Source organism: Aliiglaciecola sp. SL4 (assembly GCF_041538045.1).
Taxonomy (GTDB): Bacteria; Pseudomonadota; Gammaproteobacteria; order Enterobacterales; family Alteromonadaceae; genus Aliiglaciecola.
On sequence record NZ_JBGOSE010000019.1, the window covers coordinates 22,788 to 38,634 of the forward strand.

The window sequence follows — 15,847 nt, forward strand, 5'->3', positions numbered from 1 at the left end:
TCTATTCATTAAGTAAAGCTTGCTGAATGTGAGATTTAATCACATCTAAAGCAATATAGTTTTCACCACCTTGGGTGACAATCACATCAGCAGTAAATCTACTTGGTGCAATAAATTGATGGTACATAGGCTTCACAGTGCTTTCGTATTGATGAGCGACTGACTCTAAGGTTCTGCCTCGCTCTGCAATATCTCGTTTGATTCTACGCAAAAGGCAAATATCCAACGGCGTATCAACAAATATTTTTACATTGTAAAGGGGCTCTAAATCAGGGCTCGCTAACAACATAATGCCTTCAACTATGATGACAGGTGCAGACTCCAAAACTTCTCTCTGTTGCAGCCGAGTGTGGGTTTTGTAGCAGTATGTTGGGTATTCGATGGATTTACCTGCTTTCAGGTCCGTCAAATGCTTAACCAACAATTCATGCTCAAATGCTTTTGGATGATCGTAATTGTTTTTTTCACGTTCATGCATAGGCAAATGATCTTGCGCACGGTAATAGTGATCTTCCCTTAAAATTTGGACAGGACGACCCTGCTGAGCAAATTCATTTAATAGATTTTCTGTAAACAAAGATTTACCAGAACCAGAAGCACCAGCAATCGCGATAATAAGTGGAGAAGCCATTTCGACCCTGAATCAATAAAAAACTTGGGAAAAGATACCAGTCATCGCAAAAAAAGTCAGTCTGTATAAAAAAAATAATACTAATTTGCTCAAAAATTAAGTATAAAATAACTCTAGACCAAATGGTCTGATTTATATGTGACTGTTTAGTCTAGATTTTATTGTTTTTCACTTTAAATGGGATTGACCAATTGGTCAAGAAAGTAAATGAAAGGTTATAACTGTGTGGCTTTGGCGTTAATTTATGAATTAAATTTTATTGCTGACACCTTGGTCATAAAAGTGTAATAATTGACCTGATACAATACGCCCGATTTGAAAATTAGGCATCATAGTTTCATGACGCAGCGCAACAAGACTGTGAATAAAAACTGGATGGGCAGAAAAGAACACACACTACTTAGGAAAACACAATGTTTAAAAAAACCAAACTGAATCGTATTGCGATTGCAGTGGCTATGTCTGTTGGCATGTCAACAGCAGCAATGGCTCAGGAAACATCTTCATCGATGGAAGGTAATATTACCACTCCAGCAGGTGCTCCAGCGACAGGGACGCAAATTACTGTAATTCACGTACCTTCTGGTTCAACTAAAACTGCTACAGTAAATAGTAGCGGTAGCTTTTCTTTGTCTGGTCTGCGTGTTGGCGGTCCTTACCGAGTGATAGTTGACTCAAATGAATTCCAAGATACGACTGTTGATGAAGTATTCTTAAGCTTGGGCGAAACGTTCAATGTTGGTCTTCAATTAGAACAGTCTTCTAATATTGAAGTCATAAGTGTTACTGCTAGTCAGCTTTCTTCTACAGCTTTAGGTCAAATCGGTCCTTCTGCGACATTCGATTTAGCGGATTTACAAAAAGCACCTTCAATCAACCGTAATATTACTGACGTTATCCGTATGGACCCTCGCGTTTATGTTGATGAAACTCGTGGTGACGCTAACCCAGTACAATGTGTGGGTAAATCAAACCGCTTCAACAGTTTGACTGTTGATGGGGTAAAAATGAATGACTCTTTCGGTCTAGGTTCGAGCGGCTACCCTACGGTTAGAATGCCTTTCTCCTACGATGCAATTGATCAAGTTTCGGTGGAAATTGCTCCATTTGATGTGGTTTACACTGGATTTACTGGTTGTAACATCAACGCAGTAACTAAATCAGGTACAAATGAAATTCACGGTGGTGTATTCTTCGATTACGGAAGCGATTCATTCCAAGGTGATTCTTTAGAAGGCGATACCATCAATTCGCCTGCAAACAGTGACAAGCGTTACGGTTTTAATGTTGGCTTCCCAATTTTACAAGATAAAGTGTTCGCATTCGTATCATATGAAAAGTACGAAGGAAACAGTATCTTCACACGCGGAACGTTAGGTTCTGGTGCAATTAACGAAGTTGAACTTCGTCAAGAAGATCTTGATGAAATCATCCGCATATCTAACGAATTGTATCAGTATGATCCAGGTCCAGTACCAACAAGCCTACCTGAAGAAGATGAAAAGTTATTGGTAAAACTTGACTGGAACATCAATGATGATCACCGTTTAAGCTATACCTACACGTTTAACGACGGTAACTTCATGAATACGTCGGACGGCGATGCAGACGAATTTGAACTATTGAATCACATCTATGAAGTAGGTTCAGAGCTGAAGTCTCACCAGCTTTCTTTGTATTCTGATTGGACTGACAACTTCTCAACAGAAGTTCGCTTATCTAAGTTAGATGTTGATAACCGTCAAGTTTCAATTGAAAATGCTAGCGGTACTGTTGGCGGAAGTAACTTCGGTGAAATGCAAATTTATGTAACAAACCCAGATTCTGGTGAAGAAGTTGTTGTATATCTAGGTGGTGATGATAGCCGTCAAGCCAACGATTTGAACTACAGTGTTGATGGTTTGATTTTACGTGGTAAATATTTATTTGATAATGACCATACATTAACATTTGGTTATGAGCGTGAAGCATTAGACGTATTCAACGTATTCGTACAACACACTGAAACTGAAATGCGTTTTTACGGTGGTATCGATGCATTTGAAGCTGGTACGCCAGGTGCGATTTACTACAACAACGCTCCATCTCAAGATCCAAATGATGCTGCGGCACAGTGGGATTATGCAATTCACTCGGTATATGCTCAGGATGAATTCTATCCAACTGATGATTTAAAACTAAAAGTTGGCTTGCGTTATGATTGGTACACCACTGATTCTCGACCAGTTGAAAATCCAGATTTCACAGATGATTACGGTTTCTCTAACGGTACAAACCTTGACGGCGAAGGCTTACTTCAGCCACGTATCGGTTTCAACTACACATTAGATGATAATACAGACCTTCGTGGCGGTATCGGTATCTTTAGTGGTGGTAACCCGAACGTTTGGTTCTCAAACAACTTCTCAAACAACAATGTACTACAGTTTGGTGTACGCGGAAGAGATTATGGTTATACCGACGGTTCACGTTCATTGTTTGATGATGACGTAGTTTACAGTGGCCTTGAAGATGGTGTACCAGCAGGCCCTGGTTACGGTATCCCTTCTGAACTTTATGATGCTGTTTCTGCAGGTCAAGGTTCAAACAACGAAATCAATTACTTTGACCCTAGTTTCAAAATTCCTTCTGAAACGAAATTGTCATTGGGTGCAACGCACGTAACTGAAGACGATTACGTATTACAAGCTGATTTATTGGTTTCTGTAACTAAAGATCAAGCTATCGTATTACGTGGTGATTTGGAGCAAACAGGAACTAACGATGAAGGTTATCCAATCTATGATAGCGTTCGTCTTCCTTCTTTTGTACTGACAAACAGTTCTGAAGATAGCACGTCTTACACAATTTCGTTTGGTTTGATGAAGTCTTGGGATAACGGTATTAATTTGACAACAGGTTATGCATATAACCACGCAGAAGATGTTCAGCCTATGACCAGTTCTGTAGCGTTTTCAAACTATCAGTACCGTGCGTTTACTGATCCGCAAGAGCAAGTATCTAGCTTATCTGACTACAACATTGAGCACAGATTTACAGCTGCGTTAACATATGATGTTGAATTCTTAGACGGTTACGATACGACTTTCTCAGTCTTTGGTTTAATTCAGTCAGGTCGTCCTTACAGCCGCACAGTACCTCGCGGCGAAGTGAATGGCATTTACGGTTTCAACCCTTACCTAGACAGCAACAACGTGTTGCCAATGGGGAATGAACGTAACGGCGAAAATGGATCTTGGTGGAACAAACTTGATGTTCGTGTAAGTCAACAGCTACCTGGCTTTATGGCGGATCACAGCTCTAATGTGTTCTTCGTTATCGATAACTTTACCAACCTTCTAAATGATGATTGGGGTATCGCTGAGCGTGTATCATTTAATACTGTCGATTTTGATGACACTACGCCTGAAAATCGTCAAGGTGATGCATCACTTTGGCAAATGCGTATAGGCTTTAACTACAACTTCTAATTTGTAGTTAAAATCGCTAAAGTAAAAGCCGGTCCTTGTGACCGGTTTTTTTGTTCTATTAGGTGCAAATCACCTTAGATGGCGTAATCGGGATTTAAATTTTAAGGTTAAGTTACATGAAATACGTTTGGATAACGTTAGGAATAGTATTGAGTATGCAATTAGTCGGCTGTGTTAGCGCGCAAACGTCAATTCGAGTGGCGACCTTTAATGTGAGTATGGAAGCGGATAATTATCGGGCTTCAGAAGCGCCCCAAAACCAGAATGATCCCACTTTGTTATTTAAGCATTTAGCCACAGGTGATAATCAACAGATAAAAAATATTGCGCAAATTATTCAGCGGGTGCGACCTGACATTATTCTTTTAAACGAATTTGATTACAGTAGTGACCCATCACTTGGCCCCGAAACCTTTATTAAGAATTATTTAAATGTCTCCCAGCAAGGGCAGGCGAGTATTGATTACCCTTACTTTTATTATGGGCCAGTGAATACCGGCGTGGCTAGTGGTGTGGATTTAAATAACGATGGTAAGCTAGAAAACTCTGGTGGCGATGCATTCGGTTACGGTCGTTATGCAGGCCAATATGGCATGTTATTACTCAGTCGTTACCCAATCCATATGCAAGATGTACGAACCTTTCAAACATTCTTATGGAAAGATATGCCTGACAATTCGTTGAGCAAAATTAAAAACACTGATGGCAGTGCTTGGTATTCAACCGAGGCCATGGAAGTTTTACGTTTATCTTCTAAGTCCCATTGGGATATTCCTGTTGATGTCGAGGGGAAGATAGTACATGTGTTGGCTAGTCATCCTACTCCTCCGGTCTTTGATGGGCCAGAAAACCGCAATGGGTTTCGTAATCATGATGAAATTCAATTTTGGAATGATTATCTTAGCAGTGGTGAGCAAGCTAATTACATTTACGATGATAAGGGGGATATCGGAGGGTTCAGTGGCGAACGTTTTGTTATTTTAGGCGATCTAAATGCATCTCCCGATGCCGGTGATGGCCAACGCACTATGATGGCTGATTTGCTTGCTCATCCATTGGTTTCTCAACTGTCTCTGCCCACCAGTTTGGGTGGGAAAGAGTCTAAACCTGATGATCCTAATGCCCAATATCACACCGCAGCATGGGGGTTGGGGGTTGATTATGTGATCACCTCAAAAGCCGGTTTTTCTTCCCGTGATGCTGGGGTATTTTGGCCAGGTGAAAATGAAAGCGGCAAGGAATTAGTGGCTGATCGCAAATCCTCCTCTGATCACCGAATGGTTTGGCGAGAACTTACCTTACGTTAGCTTCCGCTTATATCTTTGTGTTGGACAAATATGGGCAAACGTTCATCTTCACGGTGACTAACCATAAGAATGGTCGCCAATTGCTTTTTAGCAATGGTGGTGACCACGTCCAACACTAAGCGCCGATTAATTTCATCCAGCCCTTGGGTGGGCTCGTCTAATACCAACAGGGATGGAAATTTCACTAAGGCTCTGGCAATTAGCAATAAACGTTGCTCACCAAAACTCAATTGTTTAAAACTGGTGTTAGCCAGTGGCCTCAGACCAATTAAATCCAACCATGCTAAGGCTTGTTGTTTTTGCGCAGAGCTAATGTCTTTATAAAGCCCAATTGAGTCCATAAAACCTGAAAGAACCACGGTTAAGGCATTGCAGTTTACGCGGTAGGAACGATGGATATCAGGGGAGACTATGCCTAAATGCTTTTTGATATCCCAAATGGTTTCGCCGCTGCCTCGTTTATACCCCATCACAGTCACATCGTTGCTAAAACATTGAGGACAGTCACCGGTAACTAATTGCAATAGAGTTGATTTACCTGAACCATTGGGACCGGTAATAATAGTGTGCTCGAAGGTATCAATGGTTAAATTGGCCGATTTAAGAGCGTGATTTTCAGCGTAAATAACATTGGCGTTATTGATGCGCACTAAGGATTTTTTATTGTGACTGTGCTTGTCAGAGATCATCCGTTCAAGTAGGGATTTATCCAATGCATCAAAGGCGAATATGGTGTCGATGGTGGCTTGTGCATCCTCAACTGATAATCCCCTTAAATCGTGCAAACTATGGTTATCAACCAATGCAAAAGTGCTGATCCACTGGGGAATATCTTGCCGATTGCTCAATAATATTATTAAGGTGATGCCTTGAGGTTTGAGTTGGCTTAACACTTGGCTCAGTTGTGCCCTTGATGCGACATCTAAATCATCGAAGGGGTTGTCTAAGATAAGGTATTTAGCACCTGATAATATCGCCTTTAAGATTAATAACTTACGCGAATCACCTGTGCTGAGTTGGCGGAAGCCGGTTTCTAACCTATGTTCTAAATGAAATTGGGTGATCAGAGGGTGCTGGAGTTTGTCTTGTGGTAAAAAGTCTTTAGCGGGTGTGCCAAAATCAATTTCATCAGTGATATCAGTTTCATCTATTTTCAATTCATTTTCATACACCGCTTGCAGGGTTTCAAACGAAACTAAGCGAACCACATCTGGGTTGGGTAAGTTTAAGCGGCTATGTTCAAAGTCGTTCAGTTTTCCTAAAAGAAGCTGATCGACAAATTGTTTGCCAGCGCCATTTTTGCCTAATACTGCTACCGCACTATCTGCTTCAATCTGCCAACAATCAACGGTTAGTTTGGGGTGATGAAACTGCTCAATAAAAATCATTGCTTAACAACTTACAATTAAATGAAAGGACACTGAGTGTGCAACCCATTAATTTATTGTTGAACTGGACCGCTTATTTGTAGAAATAACCTTTATACGTTCTCAAATAGCGCTTCAACTTTTTTGCGGGTTTCTTCAATATTACTGATATCCGCGGGTGCAATGAAAATTGTATCATCACCGGCTATAGTGCCCAATACCCCATCTTTTTGGCTAAGGGAATCTAATAAGCGTGCGATGAGCTGTGCAGCTCCCGGGCTGGTGCGAATGATTACCATCACATTGTTGTGGACTATATCTAATACTAATTGACGTAAAGGGCTTTTCGCCGTGGGCATCCCCATCTCTGGCGGTAAACAGTAAACCATGTCTCCCCGTGCGTTACGGGTACGTACTGCGCCAAATTTACTGAGCATACGGGAAACCTTGGATTGACTGATACTGCCAAAACCTTGTTCCGTTAATGCATCAACAATCTCACCTTGAGAGCCAAAACTCTCTGTTTTTAAGATATCTTTAAACGCTTTGACCAATTCTTCTTGTTTTGTATTAGACATGCCATCCTCGCTATTCACCGCTATAGTTTGACACAATCTAAACGGGGTAGGTAGCCTTGTTTATAAGTCGCAGAATACTTTGAATAAATATCATATAGTTAAAGCATCTGTTTTGAGTTGCCTCAAGCTATTGAATTCATCGCTTGTAACCCATATATTCTGTTAAGCCTTAAAAACTAACTGAATGTTAGGCTAAAAGAGCTATATACAAAACACATAGTGAACATTCACCACAATAAATTGTTTTTTTATGCGGCTTACTCTATGGTTTGCCGTGAATTTAATAGTCCCACAGGAGACAACTATGAAAGTAGCGGTATTAGGTGCTGCAGGCGGTATTGGTCAGGCCCTTTCTCTTCTATTGAAAACCCAGTTACCAGCTGGTTCCGAGTTAGCTTTATATGATGTTGCACCTGTTGTGCCAGGGGTGGCGGTTGATTTGAGCCATATCCCTACAGACGTAAAAGTTGAAGGTTTTGGTAAAGATGATTTAGCAACTGCTTTGCAAGGTTGTGATATTGTTTTGATCCCAGCAGGCGTACCTCGTAAGCCTGGTATGGATCGTTCTGATTTGTTTAATATCAACGCAGGTATCGTTAAGAACCTAGTTGAAGGTATTGCGGACAACTGTCCAGATGCATGTACATGTATTATTACCAACCCAGTTAACACGACTGTTGCTATTGCAGCTGAAACCTTAAAAGCTAAGGGTGTTTACAATAAAAACAAATTGTTTGGTGTAACGACTCTTGACGTTATCCGTTCTGAAACTTTCGTAGCTGAATTGAAAGGTTTGAGCTCTACTAGCGTGCACGTACCAGTTATTGGCGGTCACTCTGGTACAACTATTTTGCCTCTACTTTCACAGGTTGAAGGTGTTTCATTTAGCGATGATGAAATTGCAAGTTTAACCACTCGTATTCAAAATGCAGGTACTGAAGTAGTTGAAGCTAAAGCCGGCGGCGGATCTGCTACTTTGTCAATGGGTCAAGCTGCTGCAAGATTCTGTTTGTCTCTAGTAGCTGCAATGAAAGGCGACAACGTTGTTGAGTATACTTACGTTGAAACTAATTCAGACGACGCAGTATTCTTCTCTCATCCTGTTAGATTAGGTCCAAACGGCGTAGAAGAAATTCTATCTTACGGTGAGTTGAGCGAGTTTGAACAAAATGCTAAAGAATCAATGCTTGACGGTTTGCGTGGAGATATTGAGTTAGGTGTTAAATTCGTAAACGGTTAATTCGTTAACCGTTACAATACGTATTAAAAAGCCCCTTGTAGTTACCTACAAGGGGCTTTTTTTATGCTTTTCTAAGGTTATTCTAAATTAACCCGTATTACGCATACCTACCGCAATACCAGCGATAGTCACCATCATGGCTCTTTCTAACAAAGCATCATGTTCACTATCATCTAATTTTCTGATCCTAGTTAACAGCTCAATTTGTAAGAAATGCAAAGGTTGTAGATAACCCGCTCGAATACTCATAGATTCTTTTCCTCGCGGATCTGTCTCCATGACACTCTCTTGACCGAGCAATTTAAGCAATGACTCAATACTTTCTTCCAGCTCCGTTCTCAACGCTTGGCCAAAGTATTGCAATTCTGCCGGTACTAGGCGGTCATCGTATTCTTTGCTGATTCTGGTATCAGCTTTGTTGAATACCATATCAAGCATTGATAAACGAGAATGGAAGAAAGGCCAGTTTTCTAACATGTCATCAATGATTTGTTGTTGCCCTGATTGGTAATAATCCGTTACGGCCTTCATTGAACCTAACCAAGAGGGAAGTACTAAGCGAGTTTGAGCCCATGCAAAGATCCATGGAATGGCTCTAAGACTCTCAATACCACCTGTCGGCTTACGTTTTGCTGGTCGGCTGCCAAGGGGCAACTTACCTAATTCTTGTTCAGGTGTAGCAACTCTGAAATAAGGCACGAAGTTTTCGTCATGACGCACTGTCTTACGGTAGTTGTCACGACCTTCATTGGCCATAGCTGTAATTGCTTCTCGCCACTCTTGTTTAGGTTTAGGTGGTGGGAACAAAATCGCTTCTAAAATCGCGCTGGCATATAAACCTAGGCTTCCTTTAGCAAGCTCAGGCATACCAAACTTATAACGTATTGTTTCGCCTTGCTCTGTTACCCTGAAACCGCCCGTAAGGGATCCTGGTGGTTGTGAGTGGATAGCCGCATGAGCAGGTAAACCACCTCGACCAATAGTTCCGCCGCGACCGTGGAACAAGGTTAATTTAGTTTCAAATTCTTCAGCGAGTTTAACTAACGCTTCTTGAGACTCGTATTGGGCCCAACCAGCAGCTAATGCGCCAGCATCTTTAGCTGAATCAGAATAACCGATCATGACATATTGAGTGCCTTGGATATAACCTCGGTACCAATCGATACTTAGTAATTGTTTCGTCACTGAAGCTGCGTTATTTAAGTCATCCAAGGTTTCAAACAGGGGAGCCACAGGCATGGGCCAATTTACCCCAGTATCTTTGAGTAGCAATTGTACTGCAAGTACGTCTGAGGGCAGGCTGGCCATGGAAATGATATAGATGCCAAAACCTTGTTGATTGTTTTTGGCGATAATACGACAAGTATCTAATACTTCTTGTACGTCTGCTGAAGGTTCCCAGTTTTCAGGGATGAGTGGACGTTTTGAGCTTAACTCTTTTAACAAGAATGCTTGTTTGTCCTCTTCACTCCAGTGCATGTAGTCGCCCATGCCAAAATAACGCGTTAATTCACCGAATACTTCGGCGTGGCGCTCTGAGTCTTGACGGATATCAAGTTTAAGCAGGTGAACACCAAAACAATGTACACGTCGAATGGTGTCGAGTAATTTGCCATCGGCGATCACCTGCATTCCACATGCGTGTAAGGATTCGTAACAAACTAACAAAGGTGAAAGTATGTCATCTTGGGAGGTAACCCAATTACTGTCATCTACTTGATGACCCGCTAAGAAGTCTTCGATACCTTCCTGAGTTTTAGCAAGCCTATGATAAAGAGGGCGCAGTAAGGCACGATAGGGCTCTAGCTTATCGTCACCGACAAGATCTTTTAGGGCTTGGTTACAATCACCCATGGATAGCTCTACCTGCAAGCCATCAATATCTTTAGCAAATAGTTTAGCCGCGCGTTTTCTGGCTAATAACAAAACTTCTTGGGTAATTTTAGAAGTGACATTGGGATTACCGTCACGGTCTCCGCCCATCCACGAACTAAATTGCACCGGCGATGCGTCGATTGGCAATGAAATACCAAATTTGTTGTTAACCTTTTTATCCAATGAGCGAATAAAGGCAGGAACAGCGTCCCATAACGAGTTTTCTATAACTGAAAATCCCCAGCGGGCTTCGTCCACTGGAGTAGGGCGCACTGAACGTATCTCTTCGGTGTGCCAGGCTTGGCTGATAAGGTCAGCTATGCGAGTTTCTATTTCACTACGCTCTTCTTCCGTTAGCATACTTTGATGCATTTCACGAAGACAGCGGGCAAGTTCACCGTGTTTATGAATAAGCGTACGACGAGTTACTTCGGTTGGGTGGGCAGTAAGCACCAAGTCGATTTTAAGCTGCTCAAAAGCATCAGCAAAATCTTTTTGTTCGACTTTAGCGTCATCTAAATGTTCGAATAACTTTTCCACAGGATCATCTGCTATGGAAATGCTATTGAATTCCTGTTCGGCTATATTGGCTAAATTAAGGAATTGTGAAAATGCTCTGCCAACGATCAGAAGATCTTCATTATTGAGTTCAGCAAATAAATCTTTTAACTGCTGAGTTGAATCAGTTTCGCCTAAGTGAGACTTGCGCCCGCCGATGCGAATCGACTCAATTCGTTCAAGCCACTCTTCGCCAAGCTGAGCACGAATTGTGTCGCCGAGAGTCGAACCTAGAAATCGAACAGATTCCTTTAATTGAACTGCTAGTTGCTCTTTCACATATCCTCCAAACTGAATATACAAATTAGAATTTATTATTTATAAAAATATGTTTTAGTTCGGGTACAAAGTTAAATCATTTTTTATTTTCAGGTCGTTTTAATAAACTTTTATTGTTATTTTGACGTTTATTTTACGACTTTTATTATTTTACTAATTTTGTATCTAACCAATTAGCTTTTGGGGTACAAGGCAACACCTGAACTATGTTACCATTGACGTTTTATCTTTTCCCAATCAAAACAGGATATAACGTGACAGAAAAATATAACAGTGTTGAGCTTCAAGCAAGCTATGGTATTGGTTACCAAATGGGCGAACAATTGGCTTCCAATCCATTTGAAGGTCTTGACATCGAAGCAGTAAAAGCTGGCTTAGAAGACGCTTTTGCTAAGCAAGCGCCACAAGTTGACAATCAGACCTTGGGTGCTGCATTCAACGAAATTCATCAACGCATGCAAGCGGCTAAAGCTGATCAGCATAAAGATGCTATCGAAGAAGGCGCTGCATATTTAGCAGAAAATGCTAAGCGTTCTGAAATTACGGTAACGCCTTCTGGCTTACAATACGAAGTGTTGACTGCTGGCGAAGGTGAAAAACCTGCTGCAACTTCTAAAGTACGTACACATTACCACGGTACTTTAATTAACGGTAATGTATTTGATAGTTCTTATGAGCGCGGTGAACCAGCAGAGTTCCCAGTTAATGGTGTTATCAAAGGATGGACTGAAGCATTACAAATGATGCCAGTTGGTTCTAAATGGCGTTTACACGTACCACACGACTTGGCTTACGGTGAGCAAGGTGCTGGTGGTGCAATTGGTCCTTTCAGTACATTAGTATTTGATGTGGAACTACTAGATATCGTTGCTTAATATTTGCAACTATCGATTGAAAAGGTCGGATTTATCCGGCCTTTTTTGTGTCTTTTAACAAACCGTTAAAAGACCTGACCTAGCTTAGCTGCTAAAATGACCGGCTAACAATTAAATTAACAAACTATAAATTTGGGGTAGTAAATGATTGACCTGATAACCAACCGTGACAGTAACGTCAAAAATGACGTGCTATCGGGAATAACCGTTGCCTTGGCATTGGTTCCTGAAGCGGTTGCATTTGCCTTTGTTGCTGGTGTTGAGCCTATGGTAGGGCTATATGCTGCTTTTATGATGGGCTTAATTACTTCCGCAATTGGCGGCAGACCTGGAATGATTTCAGGCGCAACGGGTGCTATGGCTGTGGTTATGGTTGCGTTGGTGGCTCAACATGGTATTCAATACCTTTTTGCTGCGGTGATTTTGGCGGGTATTTTGCAAATTCTGGCGGGGGTTTTTAGGTTAGGTAAATTCATCCGCTTGGTGCCTTACCCAGTAATGCTTGGTTTTGTTAATGGCTTGGCAATCGTTATATTCCTCGCTCAATTAGGTCAGTTTAAAGTTGTTAATGAGCTAGGTGTTCAAGAGTGGATGCAGGGCAGCATGCTTTATTGGATGTTAGGGTTAGTGGCCTTAACTATGGCCATTATTTACTTTTTACCTAAGTTAACCACAGCGGTTCCTGCTTCCCTTGTGGCCATTGTAACCGTGACTTTATTAGTTCATGGGTTGGATCTCGAAGCGCGCACAGTAATCGATTTTGTCAGAGGCATGTTACCTGAAGATCAAAGAGCAGCCGCTACTTTAGCGGGCGAATTACCCAGTTTCAATGTGCCTATGGTGCCGTTGAATATGGAAACCCTATATATAATTTTACCCACCGCAGTGATTTTATGTTTAGTGGGCTTGATTGAATCTTTATTAACCTTATCGCTTATTGATGAAATGACTGATACCCGTGGTCGTGGTAACAAGGAATGTGTAGGTCAAGGTGTTGCTAACACAGTCAACGGATTCTTTGGTGGTATGGGTGGTTGTGCGATGATTGGTCAAAGCATGATTAACATTAATTCAGGTGGTCGTGGACGTCTATCTGGGATTACCGCAGCGCTAGTTTTACTTGGTTTTATCCTCTTTGCAGCGCCATTAATTGAGATGATCCCCTTAGCCGCTTTGGTTGGCGTTATGTTTATTGTTGTCATTGGCACTTTTGAATGGGCTTCTTTCCGCATTGTGCGTGGTGTAAACAAAGAAGATGCATTTGTGTTGTTTTTGGTAACCGGTATTACCGTTGCAGCTGATTTGGCCATTGCTGTAGTCGTGGGGGTTATTGTTTCAGCGTTGGTATTTGCCTGGAAACACGCTACTCATATAAGTGCTAAAACCCATACCGATGAAGATGGTTGGAAAGTTTACGACCTTGAAGGACCGTTGTTTTTCGGTTCGGTATTACATTTTAGAGATTTATTCGACCCACAGAACGATCCACAAGATGTGGTAATCGATTTCCGTGAGTCACGAATTTGGGACTCCTCTGGTTTGGATGCCATCGACGGTTTGGCAGACAAGTACAAAGTTCAGGGTAAAAAGTTACATATTCGTCATATCAGCCCCGAGTGCAGTAATTTGTTGACCAAAGCACAAGATTACGTGGAAATGAATGTGAATGAAGATCCTCGTTATCGCATTGCCTCGGATAAATTAGGTTAAGCACAGCGAACCTTTTTACGGGGCTTTGGCCCCGTTAAAGGTGCCGGTGGTGTTTGGGCATATTCCATGGCCTCTAGGCCATGCTGCAGGTGGGTGTTTAACCTCGTGTGGTAATGGATGATTCCCTTGTAGGCGGGTGCTTTAGCCCCGCGAAAGGTATTGGTGACGTTTATGTATATTCCATGGCCTAAAGGCCATGCTACAGGTGGGTGTTTAACCTCGTGTGGTAATGGATGATTCCCTTGTAGGCGGGTGCTTTAGCCCCGCGAAAGGTATTGGTGACGTTTATGTATATTCCATGGCCTAAAGGCCATGCTACAGGTGGGTGTTTAACCTCGTGTGGTAATGGATGATTCCCTTGTAGGCGGGCGCTTTAGCCCCGCGAAAGGTATTGGTGGTGTTTAGGTATTTTCCATGGCCTAAAGGCCATGCTACAGGTGGGTGTTTAACCTCGTGTGGTAATGGATCATTCCCTTGTAGGCGGTTGCTTTAGCCCCGTGAAAGGTGCCAGTGGTGTTTAGGTATTTTCCATGGCCCCTAGGCCATGGAATAACAATCTATTATGATTGGTTGGTTAACCAAATAATCAATTCAACAAACTCATCTGGTGTCATTTTTGCGCCAAAAATTGCCTTGTATTTATCGTTCACAATAAACGTTGGCACGCTGTGAACCCCTTTGGTCAATTTATCATTCTTACGCACTGCGCCACGTATTCCATAGCTATTGGCTAGCTTTTTCAACTTTACACTATCACCGCCAGCTTCAGAATAAACTTGTAAAATATCATCCATGGAGGCAATACTTTTGCGTTCTTTATGAATGGCAGTAAAAAGCGCAGTGTTAAATTTGTCTGCTTCACCTAACTTCCGTGCGGCTAACATCGCTTTAGTTGCTGCGTTCTGGGTATCTTGTTCGGCACCCCCCATAAAGTTCACATGGGCTTTGGTAAAAGTGACATCACTGGGCAATTTAGCTTTAAGTTCTTTTGCGATGCTCTCGAAAGTAAAGCAGTGTGGGCACCAAAATGAGAACACTTCACGAACCTGTTTAGTTTGGCTCGGTATATCTTTTATTACAGTGTAGTGTTCACCTTCTTCCCACTTCGATTGCGCCATGGCTAAAGCTGGAACTGCGCATACAAATGCTATTAAAAAATTGCGCGTTAATTTAAAAATCATATAAATAAAATCCTATAAAAGTAATGTTATTAACTTTGTTTAGATAACCAAACAACTAAATCTGCGATATCGTCTCTAGTCATACCTTGTGCAACGGTAGCTTGATATTTTCCATTTACAATAAAGTTAGGAACCCCACTCAAGTGCTGACGATAGGTTTCGATGGTTTGGTTATTTTGTTTAAGCAGATTATTAATTTGGAAACTAGTCTCCAATTTGTCGAACTCGCCGTTATCAACGCCTTTGGCTAAGAAAATGTTTCGTAACTCTGGCGTACCGGTAATCAGTTGACGTTGTAAATGAATATAACTAAAGATGGCGCTATTTATTTCCTCTTCTCTGTCCATACTTCTGCCAATTAGTAGGGCTTTTGTTGCCGCATCTTGAATTTCTGGGCTAGTAAAGCGCATAAAGTTTACATGCACTTTTTTGAACGTGACATCTTTATCTAATTTAAGCTTTATCTGTTCTACAATAGGTTCAAAATTAAAACAATGTGGACACCAGAATGAAAAGAATTCAAGTACTTCGGGCTCTTCTGAAACCTCGTCACTAATGATTTGGTAGTGAGTGCCTTCCTTCCATTTAGCTGGCGGAGCAGTTGCTTCTGATGGGCTCTCTTTAGAGCAGGCTTGCAGTGATAAAAGTATAAATAACGCAAATACAGTTGATAGTTTTTTCATATCAATCAATTCCTTCAAAAATTTGCTAAAGGTTATCATAGCTAGTAAAAGATTAGGTATAGTTAATCAGTCAGATGAATATAATCTGCGGAT

The 15,847-nt window shown here is 41.5% G+C and carries 11 protein-coding genes; 5 read left to right on the top strand and 6 right to left on the bottom strand.

Annotated features, from left to right (window positions below; all coding sequences use genetic code 11):
- Position 1: 1 nt before the first annotated feature.
- The gene (gene udk / locus AB6T38_RS18300; protein WP_348489082.1) at positions 2-631 is read right to left on the bottom strand and encodes a uridine kinase; all 630 of its coding nucleotides are present in this window, start codon (positions 629-631) and stop codon (positions 2-4) included.
- Positions 632-1,044: 413 nt separating this feature from the next.
- Here udk and AB6T38_RS18305 point away from each other — a divergent pair, with 413 nt between their 5' ends.
- Entirely contained in the window at positions 1,045-4,101 is a 3,057-nt protein-coding gene (locus AB6T38_RS18305; RefSeq protein WP_372548676.1) for a TonB-dependent receptor domain-containing protein, read from the top strand.
- Between the two features lie 116 nt (positions 4,102-4,217).
- On the top strand, positions 4,218-5,408 hold the full coding sequence (locus tag AB6T38_RS18310) for an endonuclease/exonuclease/phosphatase family protein (RefSeq protein WP_372548677.1): 1,191 nt from the start codon (positions 4,218-4,220) through the stop codon (positions 5,406-5,408).
- Here AB6T38_RS18310 and AB6T38_RS18315 read toward each other — a convergent pair.
- Both AB6T38_RS18315 and argR read right to left on the bottom strand, forming a co-directional pair.
- Complete coding sequence (locus AB6T38_RS18315; protein ID WP_372548678.1) at positions 5,405-6,796, bottom strand: ATP-binding cassette domain-containing protein; 1,392 nt, start codon at positions 6,794-6,796, stop codon at positions 5,405-5,407. The two genes, AB6T38_RS18310 and AB6T38_RS18315, sit on opposite strands and share 4 nt — an antisense overlap.
- Positions 6,797-6,888: 92 nt before the next feature.
- Positions 6,889-7,353, bottom strand: a complete 465-nt coding sequence (gene argR, locus AB6T38_RS18320) for a transcriptional regulator ArgR (protein ID WP_216047590.1) — start codon at positions 7,351-7,353, stop codon at positions 6,889-6,891.
- Positions 7,354-7,657: 304 nt separating this feature from the next.
- Between argR and mdh the strand changes: the two genes are divergently transcribed.
- Positions 7,658-8,593 (top strand): malate dehydrogenase, encoded by a 936-nt coding sequence (gene mdh / locus AB6T38_RS18325; protein WP_348489086.1) that lies wholly within the window; start codon positions 7,658-7,660, stop codon positions 8,591-8,593.
- 87 nt (positions 8,594-8,680) lie between these two features.
- On the opposite strand, the gene ppc is transcribed toward mdh, so the two are convergent.
- A complete protein-coding gene (gene ppc / locus AB6T38_RS18330; RefSeq protein ID WP_372548679.1) occupies positions 8,681-11,305 on the bottom strand; it encodes a phosphoenolpyruvate carboxylase in 2,625 nt (874 codons plus the stop codon).
- Between the two features lie 206 nt (positions 11,306-11,511).
- Here ppc and AB6T38_RS18335 point away from each other — a divergent pair, with 206 nt between their 5' ends.
- Positions 11,512-12,180, top strand: a complete 669-nt coding sequence (locus AB6T38_RS18335) for an FKBP-type peptidyl-prolyl cis-trans isomerase (RefSeq protein ID WP_372548680.1) — start codon at positions 11,512-11,514, stop codon at positions 12,178-12,180.
- Between the two features lie 144 nt (positions 12,181-12,324).
- On the top strand, positions 12,325-13,890 hold the full coding sequence (locus AB6T38_RS18340; RefSeq protein WP_372548681.1) for a SulP family inorganic anion transporter: 1,566 nt from the start codon (positions 12,325-12,327) through the stop codon (positions 13,888-13,890).
- Between the two features lie 560 nt (positions 13,891-14,450).
- On the opposite strand, the gene AB6T38_RS18345 is transcribed toward AB6T38_RS18340, so the two are convergent.
- Together AB6T38_RS18345 and AB6T38_RS18350 are read right to left on the bottom strand one after the other, a co-directional pair.
- Positions 14,451-15,071, bottom strand: coding sequence for a thiol:disulfide interchange protein DsbA/DsbL (locus AB6T38_RS18345; protein WP_372548682.1), 621 nt, complete (start codon positions 15,069-15,071; stop codon positions 14,451-14,453).
- 29 nt (positions 15,072-15,100) lie between these two features.
- Entirely contained in the window at positions 15,101-15,754 is a 654-nt protein-coding gene (locus AB6T38_RS18350; protein ID WP_372548683.1) for a DsbA family protein, read from the bottom strand.
- Positions 15,755-15,847: the final 93 nt, after the last annotated feature.

Bases quoted from the DNA above. Each gene is read 5' to 3' on its own strand.
- udk (WP_348489082.1), bottom strand. From the start codon at position 631: ATGGCTTCTCCACTTATTATCGCGATTGCTGGTGCTTCTGGTTCTGGT.
- AB6T38_RS18310 (WP_372548677.1), top strand. From the start codon at position 4,218: ATGAAATACGTTTGGATAACGTTAGGAATAGTATTGAGTATGCAATTA.
- AB6T38_RS18335 (WP_372548680.1), top strand. From the start codon at position 11,512: ATGTTACCATTGACGTTTTATCTTTTCCCAATCAAAACAGGATATAAC.
- AB6T38_RS18345 (WP_372548682.1), bottom strand. From the start codon at position 15,071: ATGATTTTTAAATTAACGCGCAATTTTTTAATAGCATTTGTATGCGCA.
- AB6T38_RS18340 (WP_372548681.1), top strand. From the start codon at position 12,325: ATGATTGACCTGATAACCAACCGTGACAGTAACGTCAAAAATGACGTG.
- argR (WP_216047590.1), bottom strand. From the start codon at position 7,353: ATGTCTAATACAAAACAAGAAGAATTGGTCAAAGCGTTTAAAGATATC.
- AB6T38_RS18305 (WP_372548676.1), top strand. From the start codon at position 1,045: ATGTTTAAAAAAACCAAACTGAATCGTATTGCGATTGCAGTGGCTATG.
- mdh (WP_348489086.1), top strand. From the start codon at position 7,658: ATGAAAGTAGCGGTATTAGGTGCTGCAGGCGGTATTGGTCAGGCCCTT.
- AB6T38_RS18315 (WP_372548678.1), bottom strand. From the start codon at position 6,796: ATGATTTTTATTGAGCAGTTTCATCACCCCAAACTAACCGTTGATTGT.
- AB6T38_RS18350 (WP_372548683.1), bottom strand. From the start codon at position 15,754: ATGAAAAAACTATCAACTGTATTTGCGTTATTTATACTTTTATCACTG.